The organism is Candidatus Tumulicola sp. (assembly GCA_035601835.1).
Taxonomy (GTDB): Bacteria; Vulcanimicrobiota; Vulcanimicrobiia; order Eremiobacterales; family Eremiobacteraceae; genus DATNNM01.
This window is the reverse complement of record DATNNM010000018.1, coordinates 21,901-41,670: the sequence shown is the minus strand read 5'-3', so window position 1 is coordinate 41,670 and position 19,770 is coordinate 21,901. Positions and strand designations below refer to the sequence as shown.

General features: G+C 63.9%; 18 protein-coding genes. All 18 read left to right on the top strand.

Annotated elements, in window-relative coordinates:
* The first annotated feature begins 79 nt into the window (after positions 1-79).
* The 18 genes from VN934_11710 to VN934_11625 all read left to right on the top strand — a co-directional run bounded on the left by VN934_11710 (position 80) and on the right by VN934_11625 (position 19,744).
* On the top strand, positions 80-2,497 hold the full coding sequence (locus VN934_11710) for a hypothetical protein (protein HXM19458.1): 2,418 nt from the start codon (positions 80-82) through the stop codon (positions 2,495-2,497).
* A 185-nt stretch (positions 2,498-2,682) separates the two neighbouring features.
* Positions 2,683-3,501, top strand: coding sequence for a 30S ribosomal protein S2 (gene rpsB, locus VN934_11705; protein HXM19457.1), 819 nt, complete (start codon positions 2,683-2,685; stop codon positions 3,499-3,501).
* 88 nt (positions 3,502-3,589) lie between these two features.
* The gene (locus tag VN934_11700) at positions 3,590-4,147 is read left to right on the top strand and encodes an elongation factor Ts (GenBank protein HXM19456.1); all 558 of its coding nucleotides are present in this window, start codon (positions 3,590-3,592) and stop codon (positions 4,145-4,147) included.
* Positions 4,148-4,906, top strand: a complete 759-nt coding sequence (pyrH, locus tag VN934_11695) for a UMP kinase (GenBank protein ID HXM19455.1) — start codon at positions 4,148-4,150, stop codon at positions 4,904-4,906. It begins immediately after the preceding gene.
* Positions 4,887-5,444: a ribosome recycling factor gene (gene frr, locus VN934_11690; GenBank protein ID HXM19454.1), complete on the top strand. Its 558-nt coding sequence runs from the start codon at positions 4,887-4,889 to the stop codon at positions 5,442-5,444. Before pyrH ends, frr begins: the two co-directional genes overlap by 20 nt.
* On the top strand, positions 5,441-5,677 hold the full coding sequence (locus VN934_11685) for a hypothetical protein (GenBank protein HXM19453.1): 237 nt from the start codon (positions 5,441-5,443) through the stop codon (positions 5,675-5,677). Before frr ends, VN934_11685 begins: the two co-directional genes overlap by 4 nt.
* Positions 5,674-6,522 carry a phosphatidate cytidylyltransferase gene (locus tag VN934_11680; protein HXM19452.1) on the top strand — a complete coding sequence of 283 codons (849 nt, stop codon included), beginning with the start codon at positions 5,674-5,676 and terminating at the stop codon, positions 6,520-6,522. Before VN934_11685 ends, VN934_11680 begins: the two co-directional genes overlap by 4 nt.
* Positions 6,523-6,536: 14 nt before the next feature.
* Positions 6,537-7,715: a 1-deoxy-D-xylulose-5-phosphate reductoisomerase gene (gene dxr / locus VN934_11675; protein ID HXM19451.1), complete on the top strand. Its 1,179-nt coding sequence runs from the start codon at positions 6,537-6,539 to the stop codon at positions 7,713-7,715.
* A gap of 7 nt (positions 7,716-7,722) precedes the next feature.
* Positions 7,723-8,811: a M50 family metallopeptidase gene (locus VN934_11670; protein HXM19450.1), complete on the top strand. Its 1,089-nt coding sequence runs from the start codon at positions 7,723-7,725 to the stop codon at positions 8,809-8,811.
* Positions 8,812-8,815: 4 nt separating this feature from the next.
* A complete protein-coding gene (ispG, locus tag VN934_11665) occupies positions 8,816-9,970 on the top strand; it encodes a flavodoxin-dependent (E)-4-hydroxy-3-methylbut-2-enyl-diphosphate synthase (GenBank protein ID HXM19449.1) in 1,155 nt (384 codons plus the stop codon).
* Between the two features lie 24 nt (positions 9,971-9,994).
* On the top strand, positions 9,995-11,419 hold the full coding sequence (locus VN934_11660; GenBank protein ID HXM19448.1) for a hypothetical protein: 1,425 nt from the start codon (positions 9,995-9,997) through the stop codon (positions 11,417-11,419).
* A 34-nt stretch (positions 11,420-11,453) separates the two neighbouring features.
* Positions 11,454-12,899 (top strand): proline--tRNA ligase, encoded by a 1,446-nt coding sequence (proS, locus tag VN934_11655; protein ID HXM19447.1) that lies wholly within the window; start codon positions 11,454-11,456, stop codon positions 12,897-12,899.
* Positions 12,883-14,136, top strand: a complete 1,254-nt coding sequence (locus tag VN934_11650) for a polysaccharide deacetylase family protein (protein HXM19446.1) — start codon at positions 12,883-12,885, stop codon at positions 14,134-14,136. Before proS ends, VN934_11650 begins: the two co-directional genes overlap by 17 nt.
* Before the next feature lie 5 nt (positions 14,137-14,141).
* A complete protein-coding gene (locus tag VN934_11645; protein HXM19445.1) occupies positions 14,142-15,419 on the top strand; it encodes a pitrilysin family protein in 1,278 nt (425 codons plus the stop codon).
* A gap of 15 nt (positions 15,420-15,434) precedes the next feature.
* Positions 15,435-16,250: a DUF2837 family protein gene (locus tag VN934_11640; GenBank protein HXM19444.1), complete on the top strand. Its 816-nt coding sequence runs from the start codon at positions 15,435-15,437 to the stop codon at positions 16,248-16,250.
* A 1-nt stretch (position 16,251) separates the two neighbouring features.
* On the top strand, positions 16,252-16,905 hold the full coding sequence (locus tag VN934_11635; protein ID HXM19443.1) for a hypothetical protein: 654 nt from the start codon (positions 16,252-16,254) through the stop codon (positions 16,903-16,905).
* 2 nt (positions 16,906-16,907) lie between these two features.
* On the top strand, positions 16,908-17,441 hold the full coding sequence (locus tag VN934_11630) for a hypothetical protein (GenBank protein ID HXM19442.1): 534 nt from the start codon (positions 16,908-16,910) through the stop codon (positions 17,439-17,441).
* A 2-nt stretch (positions 17,442-17,443) separates the two neighbouring features.
* Positions 17,444-19,744: a diguanylate cyclase gene (locus VN934_11625; GenBank protein ID HXM19441.1), complete on the top strand. Its 2,301-nt coding sequence runs from the start codon at positions 17,444-17,446 to the stop codon at positions 19,742-19,744.
* The last annotated feature ends 26 nt before the right edge of the window (positions 19,745-19,770 follow it).

The following is a 19,770-nucleotide window of genomic DNA, read 5'->3' as shown; positions in this document are numbered from 1 at the left end:
GTGCGTACCCGGCAACAAAACAGAACCTCGTTGCGTTAGAGCATCAGCACGGTAGGGACCGTGCTTGAGGAGCAACATTATGCGTGTGGCCGCTTTTCGCTTTGCGCTGGGCAGCGCCGTCGCCTTCTGCATTTGTGCCATGCTTTCGTCGGGTGTGAACGGCCCGGCCTCGGCCAACCCTCAAGACAACTTGCAGCAAGGGCAGAACCTGCCTGACCTCATGGTGCGAGAAGCGCATGCTCAGGTCGGCCAACCGTGCCAACAGGGCGGAGCGTTGATCGTCGTGAGCGTGACGATCGGCAACGCGGGTTCGGCCGGCAGCAACGTGCTCGACGGCGGCGTGATCGTCCGCGAGCCCAACGGGCCCCTCTCCGGCAGCGCCACGCTGCCTCAAATCGGCCCAGGGGGTTCTGCGAACGTCACGGTTGCGATTTATGCTCAGGGGAATCCGAGCCAATTCGCGGGCGGTCGTCAACTCTTCGTGGCCGTGAACGAACAACATGCGATCGCCGAATCGGACTATGCCAACAACGGTTTCGGGCCGATCAGCGTTTTGATCCCCGCCAATCTGTGCCGCGGCAGCCAGCCGGTGAACACACCGCCGCCTGCCACCGTGCGCCCCGTCACGACGACCAAGCCGGACTTTTCCATCCTCCGAGCCGGCGTGCGTCTCGAGCCGTATTGTCGCCGCGGTCTGCCCATCGCGAGGGCGTATGCGATCATCGCGAACGGCGGCGGGTCCTATCGCGCCACCGATCGCCGCAACGACTTCATCATCGCGCGGGACTCGGTTGACGCCAACTACATCGGATCCATGGGCTTGCCGTCGCTGGACGGCGGACGCTCCGTCCCAGTGAGTTTTCCGATTTTCTACACCGGCAAGAACTTGGATGCCGTCGCGGGCACGCGCCAGTTCCGGATCGTCGTGAACAAGAACCGCACGGTCGATGAATCGAATTTCGCCAACAACGCTTTTGAGCCGGCAAGCCTCACCATTCCGGCGGACTTCTGTCATCCCAAGCGCGTGATCGTGCGCAGCAACGCCATGCTCTATCCGACCATCCGAGACATCAAGAAGTACGCGCGCGCACACGTGCTCTCGACGCCGCCGCCGGTCCTGCACGTGATGGGTCCCGGCACGGGCATTCTTGGCGCGACGCTTTCCAGCTCGTCCACCTCGTATGCCGGGCCGTGTCCGGCGACCATGTCGTTCAATGGCACGGTGTTGGGCACAGCCGGTACGAAATTCACGCTGAGTTTCAATCGCTTTGTCAACGGCGTGCAAACGATCGTGGACAAAGGTTCGTTCACGATGCCCGCAACCGGCAGTCTCGCGGTGAGCGACAGCATCTCCGTGGGCGCGTCGGCGAGCGTGTTGACCTTCGATCAGATCTGGGTGCACAATATCACGCCCACCCAGCCCGACGTCTACGGCAACAAGGTCGACTTCACCGTCAGCTGTGGCGGGGCGCCACCGACCGCGACCCCCGGACCATCAGGCTTGGTCGATTACATCGGCACGCCGGGCAGTCTGCGCAAAACGGTTGATCCGACCGAATGCGGCAAACACTCCTCGGTGTTCGGCAGTCTGTTCTGCCCCGGAGCGATCAAGGATCCTAGCAAAGTCGTGCTGGTGTGGGAATGGCCGGCGGAGATATTCTGCCCCGAGGGCAAGAGCTGTTACAAGCGCATTGACGGTTATCACGCGTTCAAGTCAAGCGGTTCATCAGGTTTGGTCAAAGTGGCGACGATTGACGACCAAGATCAAAAAGCGCGCGCGTTTACGTTCGCAGCCGGGGACTGCTATGTCGTGCGGGCATACTACCGCTCGCTAGAATCCGCCAACAGCAACGAGTTCTGCCTGCCTCCCGCCGGCGGCCCAGCCGTGGTCACGACGACGTCACCGCTCGTGCGAGCGCAGAGCTATTCGCGCAGCATCTACCACGAAGCAAACGACTGGTATTGCACCGGTGCCCCGTTTGCCACGCTGGACAAATCGGGCAGCGGCAGTGGGGTCGCTGTGGTACCACCCGCGGTGGATTTGCCGGTACAGGTCGGCAACTCGCACCGCTGGGATGCGGGCACCGAACCATTTCCATGTTGGGAGTATAGCTTCGGTGTGTCGCGCGCGGCGCTGCTGTTCAATCTCGATGCCTTCAAAGGAAAGTATGTGGACAAAGCTACCTTGACGTACAGCGCCGCCGGCGATCCGCCAACGTGCGCGTCGCAGCTTCTCACCGCCAGTGAGGACTGGACGGGCAAGGATCACAATTCGTACACACCGCCGGGCGACCTATTCGAGTATTTGCCCATGACGATGACCGGCGACCACTTCGCCGTCGACGTCACGAAGGCGCTCAGAGACTGGCAGTCGTACGGCAACAACTTCGGCTTCGTGATACGCAGCGAGGACGAAAGTCCCAAGAACCACAACGGTAGCTGCCGTTCCTACCTCTCCGACTTCAAGTTGGAGGTCCAGTACTTCGCAAGCCCTTAGGGAACGAGGGTTGCGGCAGCGCGCGGGCGTGTGGTATACTTACGCGGTGCAAATTTAGGGCCTAAAAGCACCCTCCGAGCTTCGCTCGGAACGCTACATTAGCTTGGCCCTAGTGAACGGCCGCTCCCATGCGGCTGTTGTGACGGATGACCCGCGGTCACCGTCTAGAAAGAGGCTTCTTCACCGTGTCTTCCATCATCTCCATGAAGCAACTGCTCGAAGCGGGCGTCCACTTCGGGCATCAGACGCGCCGTTGGAACCCGAAGATGGCGAGGTTCATCTTCCAGGAGCGCAACGGCATCTATATCATCGATCTTCAAAAGACCGTTCTCAAGCTGCGCGAAGTGTACGGCGCCGTCAAAGAGATGGCGCGTCAGGGCAAGACGTTCTTGTTCGTCGGCACGAAAAAGCAGGCCCAAGAGGCGGTGAAAGAAGAGGCCGACCGCTGCGGCATGTTCTACGTGAACCAGCGCTGGCTCGGCGGCACGCTCACGAATTTCCAAACGATCCAAAAGCGCGTCGCGCGCCTGCGCGAACTCGAGCGGCAGCGCGACTCCGGCGTCTTCGAAGTGCTGACCAAAAAAGAAGTCGGCCGGCTCGAAGACGAGCTGCGCAAACTCGACCGCTTTTTGGCGGGCATCAAGGACATGCCCAAACTTCCTGACGCGCTCTTCATCGTGGATCCGCGCAAGGAACGCATCGCGGTCTTGGAAGCGCGCAAGCTGAAGATCCCGATCATCGCCGTGATCGACACCAACTGCGATCCGGATGAGATCGACTACGCCATACCGGGCAACGACGACGCGATCCGCGCGGTCAAACTGATGACGGGCAAGATCGCGGACGCGATCGTCGAGGGCAAGACCGAGGCGGAGTCCGCACAGTATATGGAAGGCAGCGCACCGCCGGCGGCGGCGGCGTCGCCCGCGCCCGAAGCGAGCGAGCCCGTGGTGGCGGAAGCGGCGACGGCGGCCGCACCTGAAGCGCCGGCGAGCGCGACTTAACACACGGACTTAAAAGTCCGTGGCTACACTAAAGGGTCCTGTTCCACAGGGTCCGTGGCTACATATGAGGAAAACGGGACAAGCGAACATGGCGAATACTTCTTACCACCCGAGCGCGGCCGAAGTGAAGGCTTTGCGCGAAGCGACGAACGCGCCGGTCATGGACTGCCGGCGGGCGCTTGCCGAGAGCAACGGTGACCTCGAGCGGGCGAGACAGCTCGTCGCCGAGCGCGGCCAACAGATCGCTGCGAAAAAGGGCGACCGGGAAGTTCGAGAAGGCTACATCGGCCACTACATCCACCAGGGCGGCAAGATGGGGGTCCTCGTCGAGCTGGCGTGCGAGACGGATTTCGTCGCGAAGAACGAGCAGTTCCAAAAACTCGCGCACGATCTAGCGTTGCATATCTGCGCGTCTCGGCCGGCCTACGTCAGCCGCGAAGAAGTTCCGGAGGCCGTGCGCGTCAGCAAAGCGTCGGAATTGAACGGCAAACTGGAAAAATTCTATGAGGAATCCGTGCTGCTCGACCAAGCCTACGTGCGCGATGAGAGCAAGACGATCGCCGAGCTCGTCAACTCGGTCATCGGCGTCGTGGGCGAGAACATCAAAGTGCGGCGCTTCGCGCGTTTCGATATCGGCGAGTCGTAGATGACGACCGACGGGGCCGGCGCGCAGCCGGTCTACAAACGCGTCCTGCTGAAACTCAGCGGCGAAGCGTTTGCCGGCCCGCGCGAATCCATCGATACCGGCACCGTCTACTCCATCGCTAATCAGATCAAAGAGGTCGCGCAGGCGGGCGTACAAGTCGCTTGCGTGGTCGGGGGCGGCAATATCTGGCGCGGCAAAACGGCGGCGCACAAAGACATGGATCGCGCGATCGCCGACTACATGGGCATGCTCGCGACCGTGATCAACGCGCTGGCGCTGCAAGACGCGCTGGAGAAAATCGGCGTGCCGACGCGGGTCCAAACAGCCATCTCGATGCATCAAGTCGCCGAGCCGTACATCCGCCGCCGCGCGATCCGCCATCTGGAGAAGGGGCGCGTCGTCATCTTCGCGGCCGGCACCGGCAATCCGTATTTCACCACCGATACCACCGCGGCGCTGCGCGCGATCGAGGTCGGCGCAGAGATGATCCTCAAGGCGACCCAGGTCGACGGCGTGTATAGCGCGGATCCGAAGAAACAGCCGACTGCGGTGCGTTTCGAAACCCTCGACTACCTCGAGGTGCTCAAGCTCGGTCTGGAAGTGCTCGACAACACCGCGCTCACGTTGTGCATGGACAACGGTTTGCCGATCGTCGTGTTCGAGCTCATGCGCGAGGGCAACATCAAACGCGTGATCTGGGGCGAGCAGATCGGCACGTTCGTGGGGAGGAGCCAGCGGCATGTTGCCCCAGTTGTTTAAAGACCTCGAAGAGCGGATGAAGAAGGCCGTCGAAGCGACGCGCGCGGAGTTCGCAGCCATCCGCACCGGCCGCGCGAACACCGCCTTGCTCGATCACGTGGTCGTCGAGGCGTACAGCACGGAGATGCCGCTCAAGGGCGTCGCGAACATCTCGGTGCCCGATGCCCGCAGCATCGTCGTGACCCCGCACGACAAGTCGATCATCGGCGACGTGCGCAAGGCCATAGAGAAGTCGGATCTCGGCGTGACGCCGCAGGTCGACGGCAACGTCATCCGTCTGAGCCTGCCGCCGCTGAACGAAGAGCGCCGCAAAGAACTGGTCAAACTCGTGCACAAGCGCGCTGAGGACGGCCGCATCGCGGTGCGCAACATCCGCAAGGACGGCCACAACCAAGTGCAACACGCGCAGCGCGGAGGCAAGACCACCGAAGACGAGGCGCGGCGCGGCAACGATCAGATCCAAAAACTCACCGACAAGTTCGTCGCCGACATCGACAACCTCGTCGGCAATAAAGAAAAAGAGATCATGGAAGTGTGAGCGCCACGCTCGCAGCACCGCCTCATGTCGATCTGCTCCTCGTCCCCATGACGGACGCGCTGCCGCGCCTCCGCGAGCGCACCGTGCGCGTGCGGGTGCTCACGCCGCCGTACGCATCCGCGGGCGCCGGTGCACTGCGCGTGGTGCGCGTAGCGGAGCAGGCCGACGCGATAGCGCTTGAGGTGACCTACGAACGCTTCCAGCTGCGCCGGACAGGATCGAAGGGACGATGAGCGCGACGCAGGCCATGCAAGCCGGGGTCGAACAGCGCGTGCGCCAGGAGCTATCCATCAAACGCATCGTCATAGGCCTGCTGCTGGCGGCCTTCTCCATCGGCACGGTCTTCGCGGCGCCGCTCTACGGACTGCTGGTCTTGTCAATCGCGCTCCTGAGCGCGTTCGAATTCGCGCGCCTCACGCAGCGCGCGGGCGCGGCGGCATCGCTGTCGGTGGTCATTCCCGCGATCTTCCTCTACATCGTGCTTTCGTACTTCCATCTCATCGATCGCTTCGAATCGGGTCTGATCGCCATCATCGTGCTGGGCGCCATGATGGCGGCGTTCGCGGCGGGCGTGGACCGCTTCACCGTGCGCTGGGGCATGACGATGATGGCCGCGCTGTACTTGGGCAAGCTGCCGGCGTATCTGGTGGCGCTGCGCCAGGCGCACAACGGCGGCGCGTTCACGCTGTGGTTCATCATCATCGTCGCGTTGACCGACGTGGTCGGGATGCTCGTCGGCTTGCGCTTCGGGCGCACGCCGCTTGCGCCCAAGTTCTCTCCCGGCAAGACGTGGGAGGGCGCCGTCGGGGCGTTCATCGTGGCGACCATCGCCGGCACGGCGCTTGGGTTCGTGCCGCGCCTCGGGGTGCCGTGGTGGCTCGGCCTGATATTCTCCGCCAGCGTTTCGATAGCCGCGCAAATGGGCGACCTCGCGGAATCCGCTCTCAAACGCAACGCCCAAGTGAAGGACTCAGGCCAATTGATCGCCGGTCACGGCGGCGTGCTCGATCGCTTCGACTCGTATTTCGTGGCCGGCGTCGTCGCCTACGCCGTGCTCTTCTTCGCCGGGCGCGCGTAAGCGCCCGAATCGGCATGCGGCGCGTCGCCATTTTAGGATCGACCGGTTCGATCGGCTCTCAGGCGCTTGAGGTGATCGCCGCGCATCCCGAGCGCTTCTCTGTGACCGCGCTTGCGGCGAGCACATCGATCGTCTTGCTTGCGAAGCAGGCGAATATCTTCCGACCGCGGGTTGTGTCGGCCGGTTCGAAGGAATTGGCGGAATCGCTGCGCGCGCGTCTGGACTACAAGCCCGAGCGCGTGGCGTACGGCGCCGATGGCTTGCGCGCCGCGGCGCTGGATTCCGGCGCGCAGCAAGTGCTCGCGTCGACCGACGGCATGGCCGGGCTCGGCCCGGTGCTCGGCGCGCTGGAGCGCGGCATCGATGTCGCCTTGTCCAACAAAGAGCTCGCGGTCGCGGCGGGCGAGCTGCTCTTCGCCGCCGCGCAGCGCAGCGGCGCGCGCCTCGTGCCGGTGGACTCCGAGCACAGCGCGGTTTTCCAATGTCTGGCGGGTGAACGGCTCGCCGACGTCACGTCGATCGTCCTGACCGCGAGCGGCGGGCCGTTTTGGGACCTGTCGCTTGAGGAACTGGAGCGCGTGACGCCCGAGCAGGCGCTGCGCCACCCGACGTGGCGCATGGGGCCGAAAAACACGATCGATTCGGCGACGCTCATGAACAAGGGCCTGGAGGTCATCGAGGCGAGCCATTTCTTCGGATTGCCCGGAGCGAAGATCGAGGTGGTCGTCCATCGCCAAAGCATCGCGCACGCATTCGTGTTCTTCGGCGACGGCAGCGTCAAGGCGCAGCTCGCGTGGCCCGACATGCGCGTGCCGATCGGGTACGCGCTCTCCTATCCGGAGCGATTGCCCGCTTCGGGCCGGGGGCAGGAAGAGACGCGCCGCAGTCTCGGCTTGGACGGCAAAAAGGCGACGCTCTCGTTCGAACCGGTCGACGAAAGTCGCTTTCCTTCGCTCAAACTGTGCTATCGGACACTCGAGCGAGGGCAGACGTATCCCGCCGTGCTGTCCGCAGCCAACGAAGAGGCAGGACGCGCCTTTCTGCAAGGGAAAGTCAAATTCACGGACATATGCGCGCTGGTCGAGCGCGCGCTCGAACGGCACCAGGCCTCGAACATGACGCTTGAGGCAGTAGAAGAAGCCGACCGTTGGTCGCGCGCCGCGACGAACGACCTCATCGCCGCAATCGCCTAGGATACGAATGCCGACGCTCCTCCTCATCGGGCTGCCCAACCTCCTGACGATCGGTCAGCTAGCGATCTTCTTGCTCATCTTGGGCGCGCTGATCATCTTCCACGAGTTCGGCCACTTCGTGCTCGCCAAACGGGCCGGCGTGAGGGTGACCGACTTCGCGATCGGCTTCGGGCCGTCCATCGTCGCGTTCAAGCGCGGCGACACGACGTACCGCCTCAATCTGCTGCCGCTCGGCGGCTACTGCAAGATGGTCGGCGAGGACGAGAAAGACGACGGCAGCGCCGATCCCGGAAACTTCCAGCATAAACCGCTGTGGTCGCGCTTCCTGATCATCGCCGCCGGCCCCGTGTTCAACTTCTTGCTCGGCGCCATCATCTTCGCGACGATCGCGACGTCGTACGGCATCCCGATCGCCGCCACCAATGTGGTCGACATCGTGCAGCCCGGCAAGCCGGCCGATCGCGCCGGGATCGTGCCGGGTGACCAGATCCTCGCGATCGACGGCCAAGCCTTTCGCAGCGCCGAGGAGATGGTGACGTACATCCACGGCCACGCCGATCAGACGATCGCGGTCGACGTCCAGCACGACGGCACCATCCGCCACCTCAATATCAAGACCGTGTCGCAAACTTTGTTCGGCAGGACGTTCGGCGCCATCGGCTTCATCCCACGGCAGCGCTTCGAGCGCGTCGGGATATTGCGCGGCGTGACGTGGGGTTTTCAAACCGTCGGTCTGACGATCTACACGCAGTTCGCCGGCCTCACCCAAGCGCTGTGGCAACGCGATGCGTCGGCGGTGTCAGGACCCGTGGGCATCGCGCGCAACGTGATCGCAGCCGAACAACGCGGCGCCGAATCGGTGCTCGAACTCGCCGGGCTGCTTTCGGTCGTGCTCGGGTTGTTCAATCTGCTGCCGATCCCGGCGCTGGATGGCGGGCGCTTGGCTTTCCTGGTCGTCGAAGGCATCCGCGGACGGCCGGTCGACCCAGAAAAAGAAGGGCTCGTGCACCTCACCGGCTTTGCGCTGCTCATGGTGTTGTTCATCTTCATCACCTATCACGACATCGCGCAGTGGGTCAGCGGGCGGGGTCTGTAGATCCATGAGCACCGCGCAGCCCGGACTGCCGCCGGTTCCCGAATGGTCAGGCGTCCAGGGGCGGAGCCCCGCGCCCCCGCCGCTGCCGCCGCGCCGCAAGACCCGGCCGGTGAAGGTCGGCGCCATCGTCATCGGCGGCGGCGCGCCCGTGTCGGTGCAGTCGATGACCACGACGAAGACCGACGACTGGGCGGCGACGCTCGATCAGGTCCACCAGCTCGCGGAAGCGGGCTGTGAGATCGTGCGCATCTCGGTGCCCGATGCGAAAGCCGCCGCCGCGTGCAAGAAGATAAAGGAAGGCGCGCGCGTGCCGCTGGTGGCGGACATCCATTTCGATCATCGCTACGCGCTGGCGGCCATCGAGGCAGGCTGGGACAAGCTGCGCCTCAATCCGGGCAACATCCGCGATCCGCAAAAGGTGCGCGAGGTCGTGCGCGCCGCGCAGGAGCGCAGCATGCCGATCCGCATCGGCGTCAACCTCGGATCATTGGCTCCCGACATCGTCGAAAAATACGGACGCACGCCTGCGGGCATGGTGGAGTCAGGCATGCGTCACATCCGCATTCTCGAGGAACTCGATTTCCGCGACATCGTCGTGTCGCTCAAAGCGCACGACGTGCGCACCACGGTGGCGGCATACCGCCTCATGGCGACCGCAGTCGACTATCCGTTCCACCTCGGCATCACTGAGGCGGGCACGCTGCGCACCGGCACGGTGAAGAGCAGCGTCGGCCTCGGCATGCTGCTGGCCGAAGGCTTGGGCGACACGATCCGCGTCTCGCTCGCCGCCGATCCGGTAGAAGAAGTGCCGGTGTGCTGGGAGATCCTCAAGTCGCTCGGCATACGGGAGCGCGGCGTGGAGATCACCGCCTGCCCGTCGTGCGGGCGCGTGCAGGTCGACATCTTGAATCTGGCTGAAGCGGTGGAGAAGATCACGGCTGAGTATCGCGCGCCGGTGAAGGTCGCCGTGATGGGCTGTGCCGTGAACGGACCGGGCGAGGCATCGATGGCCGACGTCGGCATCGCCGGGGGCAAGGGCATGGGGCTCATCTATCGCGACGGCGTGAAAGTGCGCTCGCTTCCGGAGGCGCAATTGCTGGCCGGTCTGCGCGAAGAGATCGAAAAGGTCATCGCGGAGCGCTACCCTGAGTATCGGTAGTGGAACTGGATCTTCTAGACCCAGTTGACTACCTTTAGATCCCGTTTCGTTCTCATCGCCCTGCTCGGCCTCGGCGCCGTGCTGCGCCTGGTCGAAGCGTATCGGCGGCCGCTGCAAGTCGACGAAGCGTTGACGCTGAATCTCGCCGACGCCCCTTTGCGCGATGCGCTGGTCTATCTGCGCACCGAGGACGTGCACCCGCCGCTGCTCACCTATGCGCTGCATATGGTTGAGGCCTGGCATGTGCCGGATATCGCGGTGCGCATGGCGATGGCTCTCATCGGCCTCGCTTCCGTCGCGCTGTTGTATTACCTCGTGCGCTTGTGGGCGGACGTGACAGCCGCATCGATTGCGGCCGTCTGCGCGGCGTTCATGCCCAGCCTGCTGTTCTACGACAGCTGGATCCGGATGTACGCGCCCTTTGAGTTTTTGGCGCTCGGCAGCTTCGTTCTGTTGTCGCTTGCGGTAAAAAATCCAGGCGGGCGGTTTGCGCTGTGGTTCGCATGGGCCATTTGCACCGCGCTCATGTGGTACACGCTGTACCTCGGATTGGTGGTCACGGCGGGCCAGTTGCTGTTCGTCATCGCGTTGCGGCGCAGTTCGCTCGTCTACGCGATAGGCGCTGCCGGGATCGCCGCGCTGCTCTGGCTGCCCCAGCTCGCAACCTTCGTGACGCAACTGCCCAACGGCGGCGTCGCCTGGCCATGGGGGCTGGCTCACCCGCTGACGGCGCTGCTGGAAATACCGGGTGGGGCGACGCTGGATCCGCAGTATGCCGGCGAGCGGCTGCGGGTGTACGCCGCGGTCGTGGCCTGGAGCTGGCTCGCGCTCGCCGCGTTCGTGGCATGGCGATCGAGCCGATCCACGCTCTTACCATGGCTGCTCGCGCCGTCCATCCTGCTCGTCGTCTATAGTCTCGCCTTCCACAAAGCGCTCTATTTCGAGCGCTACCACCTGCTCGCCGCCGACGGGCTCGCCGCGCTCACCGGGGTCGGCGTTGCGGCGCTGTGGAATGCCAAGCGGGAATGGGCGATGGCTTGCGCCGCAGCGGCGCTGATCGTGCTCGTCTCGTTCTCCGCAGCATTTGCGCTCGTACCGGCGTTTTACACGGCTTCGTGGCCCAGCGTCGCCCGGATCATCGCGACGGCGACGCAGCCGCAGGATCTGGTCGTGCTCGAGCAAGGCAGCTCGATCCATCCGCTGCAAAGGATGGGCGCATTTGCGAACCGCTCCGCGCTCACGGTTTTCGCGGCGCGCGACATCCCGATCGCGCTGCGAGAAATCCCCAAGCATCGACGCGTCCTCTACGTGAGCTACCAATCCGATCCGGTCGACCCCACGAACGCCGTCTACACAAGCCTCGCGGCAGGCCGCCATGTGGCAGGCGTATGGGCATTGCGCCGCGAGCTGCCCGCGGAAAACGTCGACATCACATTGTTCGAGAAATGAACTCACAGCAGGCGCGCGGAAAACCAGCTTAGTCATGCAAAAAGTCGAGCCGAAAAAAGAGGTCAAGACGATCCCGCCCAAGGGCGCGGATCTTTCCGAATGGTACACGCAAGTCTGCCTGCGCGCACAGCTCGTGGACTACACGCCCGTGCGCGGGTGCATCGCGCTTCGCCCCTACGGCATGGCGATCTGGGAGATGATCCAGTCCGAGTTCGACAAGCGCTTCAAGGCCACGGGTCATCAGAACGCCTACTTCCCGCTCTTCATCCCCGAGAGTCTGCTGATGAGAGAAGCGGATCATGTCGAAGGCTTCGCGCCCGAAGTCGCCTGGGTCACCGAAGGCGGCGGGGAAAAGCTGACGGAGCGCCTTGCGATCCGCCCCACTTCCGAAGTCATCATCGGCACCATGTATGCGAAATGGGTGCAGTCGCATCGCGACCTGCCGGTGCTCATCAACCAGTGGTGCAACGTCGTGCGCTGGGAGAAAGCCACGCGGCCGTTCTTGCGTACGCTCGAATTCCTATGGCAGGAGGGCCACACCGCGCACGCGACCGAGGCTGAGGCGGCGCAAGAAGTGCAACGCATGCTCGAGGTCTATCGCGAGGTCGCCGAGGACGTGTTGGCGCTGCCCGTCATCAAGGGCCGCAAGAGCGACAACGAAAAATTTGCGGGCGCGGTCGCGACGTACGCGATCGAAGCCCTGATGCCGGATGGCAAAGCGCTGCAGGCGGGCACGTCGCACGAATTGGGCCAGCATTTCGCCAAAGCGTACGACATCAAGTTCACCGACGTCGACGAAAAGGTGAAGCACGCCTGGACCACGTCGTGGGGCGTGTCGTGGCGGATTCTGGGCGGCTTGATCATGGCGCACGGCGACGACCGCGGTTTGGTGCTGCCGCCTGCGATCGCGCCGATCCAAGTCGTCATCGTGCCCATCATCAAGAAGGGCGACGAGAGCGTGCTGCCGGCAGCGCAACGCCTCTTGGACGAGCTGCGCACCGGCGTGCGCGTGAAACTCGACGATCGCGCCGAGCAGACGGCGCCCTGGAAGTTCAACGAATGGGAGATGCGCGGCGTGCCGCTGCGGGTGGAGATCGGGCCGCGCGACGTCGCCGAAGGCAAGGTGATGATTGCGCGGCGCGACACGTTCGAGAAATCAGCGGTCCCGATGGGCGAGGCCGCTGCGCGCATCGCGGGCATGCTCGCGGAGGTCCAAAACGCGCTCTACGCGCGCGCCCAAGCATACTTGCAGGAGCACACCGCCGAGCAGACCGAGCGCGCGGCGTTCATCGAGGCATTGAAGCGGCAGGAAGGATTCGCGCTGGCGCTTTGGTGCGGGCGCGCCGAGTGCGAACTCGACATCAAGGCCGAATCAGGCGCGGTCACCCGCGTCATGCAAGGACCCGCGCCGGAGGGAACCACCTGCGTGTATTGCGGGCAGCCGGCGCGCGTCAAGGCGTATTTTGCCAGATCGTATTAGAAATGTGGTATGCCAGACTTTAGTCTGGCTTCTCATCGCCGGACTGAAGTCCGGCATACCACAACCAGCGCTTGCGCAGCCGGAGGCGCAGCCGCTGGCCTTCATCTTGATGTATCACCACGTCGCCGACACGGTCCAGCCAGGTCCGTACGCGCGCGCCTTGACCGTCACGCCGCAAGAATTCGCTCGACACCTGGCATGGCTGCGCGCGCACGGCTGCGAGGCCGTCACCGTGAACACGATCGTGAACGACGCGGTTTCGCACAGCGTGCGCGGCTGCGAGGTGGCCATCACGATTGATGACGGGTACGATGACGCCGCTGCGCACGCGCTCCCGCTGCTGAGGCAATTCGGCGCCGTCGCGACGTTCTACGTGACGAGCGGGTTTTTGAACGACCCCGGACACCTCAGCGGCTCGCAGGTGAAACGCTTGGCGGATGCAGGCATGGAGATCGGCGCGCACACGATCGATCACCTCGATCTCACGGCGCTCGGCGATGCCGAGGCCGCGCATCAGATCGGCGCCTCCGGCCAGGTCCTGAAAGAGCTGACCGGCGCAAGCGTGTCGACCTTCGCCTACCCATCCGGGCAGCTCGACGCCCGAGTCGAGCGCCTCGTGAAGGCTGCCGGCTTGCGCAACGCGACGTCGACCCAGCCGGGAACGCTGACCGCGCCGGGAGCGCTTCAGGATCTCTACGCGCTGCCGCGCTATCGCATCGAACGCGATACGGGCATGAGCGTTCTGCAGCGAATCGTGGGAGGTGCGAAATACAAGCCTCTGCGGGGCGCGGCAGAGTCGCGAAGCATCGCGCGCAAGCGCGTCGAGGGGAATGATGCGCCGCTCGCCGAACGCATCGGCGCCGCGCTGCTGGATGCATCCTATCCTGAGCAATTGCTCAAGGTCCGGGTGCTGCGCACTTCGAGCGCAATCGTCGTGGGCATCGTGCTCTCCGCCGAAAAACCGCACGGCGCGCTGACCCGGGCTTCGGTGCTTTCCGACGTCGCCGGCATGATCGACCGGGCCTTTGCGGCGAGCCCCGCTATCGCCGAGGTCGATGTGTGGGCCAGCAAGCCGCTCCCGGTGCAGCAGAAGATGGCGAGCGGCGATCTCGCCGAGCCGAGCGTGCGCACGGTGTTCTCAGCGGCAGTCACGCGAGGGCAGCGCGAAACCGCCGCATCGCGGGCAGCCATGCTGCAAGCGACCTACTTCGACCCGAGTTGGTTGAGAGAAGCATAAGGTAGATGGGCGACGACTTCGACCACGCCAAGACGGTCCTCCCGAATGGCATCCGCGTGCTCAGCGAGCGCATCCCCCACGTGCGCAGCGCGAGCGTCGGGCTATGGGTCGGGGTAGGTTCGGCGCACGAGGAGCCGGCGGCGCGCGGCATCAGCCACTGCATCGAGCACATGCTCTTCAAAGGAACGCCGACGCGCGACGCGCAGCAGATCGCCGAATTGATGGACTCGGTCGGCGGCCATCTCAACGCGTTCACCGACAAGGAATCGACCTGCTATCACGCGCGGGTCGTGGACGTGCACGCGCCCCTGACGATGGACGTGCTCGCGGACATGTTCCTCCACAGCAATTTCGACCCCGCCGAGCTGCGCAAAGAGCAGCAGGTCATTCTCGAAGAGATACGGATGTACGACGATTCGCCGGACGAGGTGAGCCACGATCTGTTCATCCGTTCGGTGTGGGCGGGCAGCCCGCTGGGTGAACCGACCATCGGATACGAGCAGACGGTCAGGGCGATCACCAAAGAGTCCATCGTGCGCTATAAGGCATCGCGCTACTCGCCCAATGCGGTCGTGATCTGCGCCGCGGGCAACGTCGACCATACCGCGTTCGCGAAGCAGATCGAAACGCTCTTCGGCGGCATGCGCGGCGGCGGTCCGCCGGAGGATCCAGCCAAGCCGGAGTTCCAAGCGGTCACGGTCGTTCAGCCCAAAGACTGCGAGCAAGTGTATCTGTTGTTCGGCGCGGAGGGGTTCAGCGCGCGCGATGACCGGCGTTATGCGGTGTCGGTGCTCGACACGATTCTTGGAAGCGGCATGGCATCGCGGCTCTTCCACGAGATCCGCGAGAAGCGCGGCCTCGCCTACAGCGTGTATTCGTCCCACACGCCGTATCGCACGGCGGGCTTGTTCACGATTTCAGCCACGACGGGTCCGGATAACGCCGCCGAGGTGGTGACGCTCGTGCGGAACGAGCTCGCGCGCATCGTGCAAGACGGCGCCCTCGAAGCCGAAGTCGCGCGCGCGAAGGAACACCTCAAGGGCGGCTTGCTGCTGTCGCTGGAAAGCACGAGCACGCGCATGCTGCGCCTTGGGCGCAGCGAGTTGAGTCTGGGCCGCTATTTGGCCATCTCGGAAGTGATCGAGCGCGTCGACGCGGTGACGCTCGACGACGTCAACAACCTCGCGCGAATGCTTTTCGCTCCCGGCCGCACCGCGCTGACGGTCGTGGGTCCGGTCAGTGAGGATTTCGCGGCGAACCACGCGTTGGCGCAATCCGCATGACTGATTCCTAGGAGGGTGCTGCTCGCCGTCATCGTCGTGGCGTACGCGTTCGCCACGGCGCTCCAGATGGGAACGCACGCGGCTCGACTCGCCGGCGTCCGCACCAAGCGCGTGGCCACCGGCCTGACGCTTTTCAACTTGTTCGGGACGACAGGCCGCTTTCTCGCCTTCATCTATATGCCGCTGATCGGCGCGCTGGCAGACCAGGCGCGCAACGCTTCGGATCTCAGCCGGTTCGCCGGGGACCTGCGCGCGACCATGCTGGCGGCCACCGCCGGCACTTTGCTCGGCGGGCTGGCCATACCATGGGCGACGCGGCTCCTCGAGCGCGGTATCGTATCGTTCGAACGGCGCGGTTCGCTGCTTGCGGCAGTGCTGCAGGTGTTCAAGCCGCGCACCTTCGTCTCGCTGTTCCGCGATTTCCGGGCGCCGAGACCGGCGATGCTGCGCTATAGCCCAGCCCGGTTGCCGAAAGCGTTTCTCTGGTGGAACATCGTGGTGATGGCCTTTTGGGTCGCGGGACCGCTCTCGTCATACTATGCGGGTGTGCTGACGCCGAGCTTGCAGCTCACCGCCGTGTCGCTGTCCGGCCTGATCACGGGCGTTTCCACGCTCACGCTGACCTACATCGTCGACCCGACAGCCGCGCTCATCACGGACCAGGTGGCTACCGGGGCGCGCCCGGAATCCGACCTGAAAGCCGCGATCCTCTACATGGTCGTGACGACGGCCGTCGGCACGCTCCTTGCGCAAGCGCTGCTCGATCCGGCCGCGCATCTGATCTCCTACGCCGCGGGGGTGATCCACAATGTTCATCTGCAGTTGCACTAGGTTGAGGCAAGCGCTCGCGCTGTGCGCCGTCGTCGCCGCCCTCGCGGGCACGGCGTGCGCCGGCCAGCTGTCGCAGTCGATCGTGAATCTGCGCAACGCTCAGGGCGACGCAGCGCTCGAAAACGGCAACGTCCTCGAGGCGGAAAAAGAGTATGCATTGGCGCTCGCGATGGCGCCCAACGACACGCACGCGCGCGACGGCCTTGCGCACGTGCTCTACCTGCATGCTCAGGCGAACTTTCTCGCCAGCAAACTCGATGCGGCCGGCGCCGAGGTGCAAAAGGCGCTCACCTATGCACCGAAGGACTCGGCAACGCTCGACCTCGCGGGGGAGATCGAACAGGCGAAGATACGCCGCGACATCGTCATCGCCAACTACCCGTCCTACCAAGCCATGGCCGCGAGTCTTGTGGACGCGCTCAAGGCGGCCGATCTGGCGAACAAAGACGTCCAAAAGCAGCTCAAGGCATTTCGCTACGACTTCGACATCGCGCACCTGCGCAAGGCGATCGAGCTCAGCTACGATTTGGAGGCGCAAACGCATCGCATCACGCAGCGCTTGATCGCGTATCGCGGCCTTGTCGAGTCAGGCGCTCCGGGCCCCAAGGCGCCGCCCGCGCAGAGCGAAACGCCGAGCCTGCTCCCGATACCGTAGCCATGAACGAAAAGGCCATCCGCTACGACATCATCATCGCGGTCAGCGCGCTGCTCATCAGCGCGATCGCTTCGGTTGCAGTCGTGTATCAGACGCACGTCATCTCCGAGCAATTCTCCGCCACCGTCTGGCCGTATCTATCGTTTGAGGTGACTCGGGATCCGTCGCACCTCACAGTCGTCCTGCGAAACGACGGAATCGGGCCGGCGTTGATCCGCACGGTCGACGTCACGTATGAGGGCAAGCGGGCCCAATCGCTGGATGCGGTGATCGATCCTATCGTCGCGAAGGCGACGCAGGCGCACAAGGGCGCTACCCGTTCTACGATCGCCTCTATCGACGCCGGATCGGTTCTGGCAGCGCACGAACGCGTGACGCTCGTTCGGATACAGGGAGCGCAAGCGACGCAAGCCCTGCTCGAGGAAGCACCGCACGTCAATCTTTCGGTGTGCTACTGCTCGCTGCTCGGACGCTGCTGGATCAAACAGTTCAACGACCGTTCCGGCGAGCCGCACGACACCGCCCGCTGCCACTGAATATGGACACCCCTATCGTCTCGCATGCGGACGCATGGGCACGATACTCGCGATTCATCGCGGCCCTTACAGGCGTCGCGGCTATCATCTCGTTCGGCGGGTGGGCCTGGCATGTAGGCTGGGTAACCGGTCCGTTCCCCGGATATGAAGCGACGAAGGCGAACGCTTCTGTTTGTCTTGCCCTTCTCAGCGCGGCGGTCTTCATGCTTTCCTACGAACGACGGACGCCGGCGACCCGTTGGGTCATCGACGCTCTCGTCATTCTGGCAGTGTTGATCAGCGCTGCCACCCTGGCGGAATATATCTTTGGAATAAATTTCGGCATCGATCAAGCGCTCTTGCCCGATGCGAGCGGTGAGACACATCCTGGCAGAATGGCTCCCAATTCGGCCGCCGCACTTATCATGCTTGGGCTGGCAATCGCTCTGGTAGCGCGCCGTAGCGATACCAAGGCCGTCATCGCGCAGCTTCTTGCCGTGGCGTCAGCGATCATCGCGCTCTTAGGCATCATAGGTTATGTCTACGGCATTTCCGGCTTCTACGAGATGCAGTCCGAGGAAATGGCGACGGAGACGGCGATCGTCGTCTTCGCGCTCGCGGCAGCCGTGTTCGGTGTTTCGCGTGGGCTTGGATTCATGCGCATCGTCATGGGGCGCAACGCAGCCGGCTTCCTGATCCGACGGCTGCTGCCATGGGTCGTCGTCTTGCCGGTCGTTCTTGGATGGCTCTGCTTGCTCGGACAATCGCGCGGCCTCTTTGACGCGACGATGGGAGTGGGCCTTCTTGCCACATCAAATGTCGTCGCACTTGCGCTGCTGATCGTCATCAACTCGCGCTTTCTGTTCCGCACCGAGGCGACACGCGATCGGTTGCAGGAACAGCTTCGCTCGCACTTGGCGGACGTCGAACGCCAAGTCGCCGAACGTACTTCGGACCTCCACGAGGCGACAGAACGTTTGGCGGACAGCGAGCAGCGCTTTGCCCTCGCCGCAGAAGGGTCGGAAAGCGGCATCCTCGACCTCGATCTGGCGAGCGGAAAAATGTATTGCTCACCCCGCTGGAAGGCGATGCTTGGACTGCCTGAGAGCGAAACGATTGATTCGCCGCGCGCATTCGCAGAGCTGGTGCATCCCGACGACCGGGAAGGCGCGATGGCATTGCTGATGGGTCACTACAAAGGCGCGATTCCCAGCTTTTCGACAGAAGTGCGGATGAAGCACCGCGACGGCGCCTACCGATGGATGCTGAGCCGCGGGCAAGCTGTGCGCGACGAGTCAGGAAGAGCGATCCGGATGGTCGGCTCGCAGTCGGATATCTCCGAATTGAAGTCCCTGCAAGAACGCTTGCAGCGCGACATGGTCGAGGCCCAAGAGGCCGAGAAGCGGCTTCGAGCAAGCGAGGAGCGATTCCAGACCATCTTCAGTTCCGTCAACGACGGGATCTTCGTGAGCGACCAGGCAACGGGGAAATTCATCGACGTCAATCGGAGCGGCTGCGAAATGTACGGTTATTCGCGCGACGAGATCATCGGCCGCGATATCGAGTTCGTATCAGCCGGCGTGCCGCCCTATACGATGACGGAAGTCTTTGAAATGCTGAAGAAGGTGATGACGAGCGGACCGCAGACATTCGAGTGGTACTCAAGAGCCAGCGGAAACCGTCTGTTCTGGACGGAGATATCCCTTAGCATCGTCGCGTTCGGGACCGGGGACGTCGTGCTGGCGGCGGTCCGCGACATCTCGCTGCGGAAGCGCGCGCAGCAGCAGGTCGAACACATGGCGGCTTACGACGAACTCACCGACCTGCCGAACCGGACGTCGTTCCTGAAGGAAGTGCGGAATGCGATAGCTCGGGTGCGCCGGGGCGCCAAGGGCTTTGCGATCCTGTATTTCGATCTCGATCGATTCAAGGACGTGAACGACACGCTCGGCCATCCCGCCGGCGACTTGCTGCTTCAGGGGTTGGCCGAGCGGGTCCGGCGCAACATTCGCGAGGTCGACACGGCCGCACGGTTCGGCGGCGATGAGTTCGCCGTCATCGCAACCGACATTCGAGGGCCGGCGGACGCCGCCGTTCTCGCGGCCAAGCTTCTAAAGGTCATCGGCGAACCATTCGACATCAACGGCCATGCCGTCCATTCGGGCGCGAGCATCGGCATCGATATCTATGGGCCGGAATCACCCGACGCCGAGACGCTGCTGGCGCATGCGGATGAGGCGCTGTATCGAGCGAAGGCGGCTGGCCGGGGCGCCTACCGCTTTTTCACCGACGCCACAGACCCGAGGTCCGCTCTTCCGAGCTAGCGCTCGGAACGCTGCATAGTGGCGCG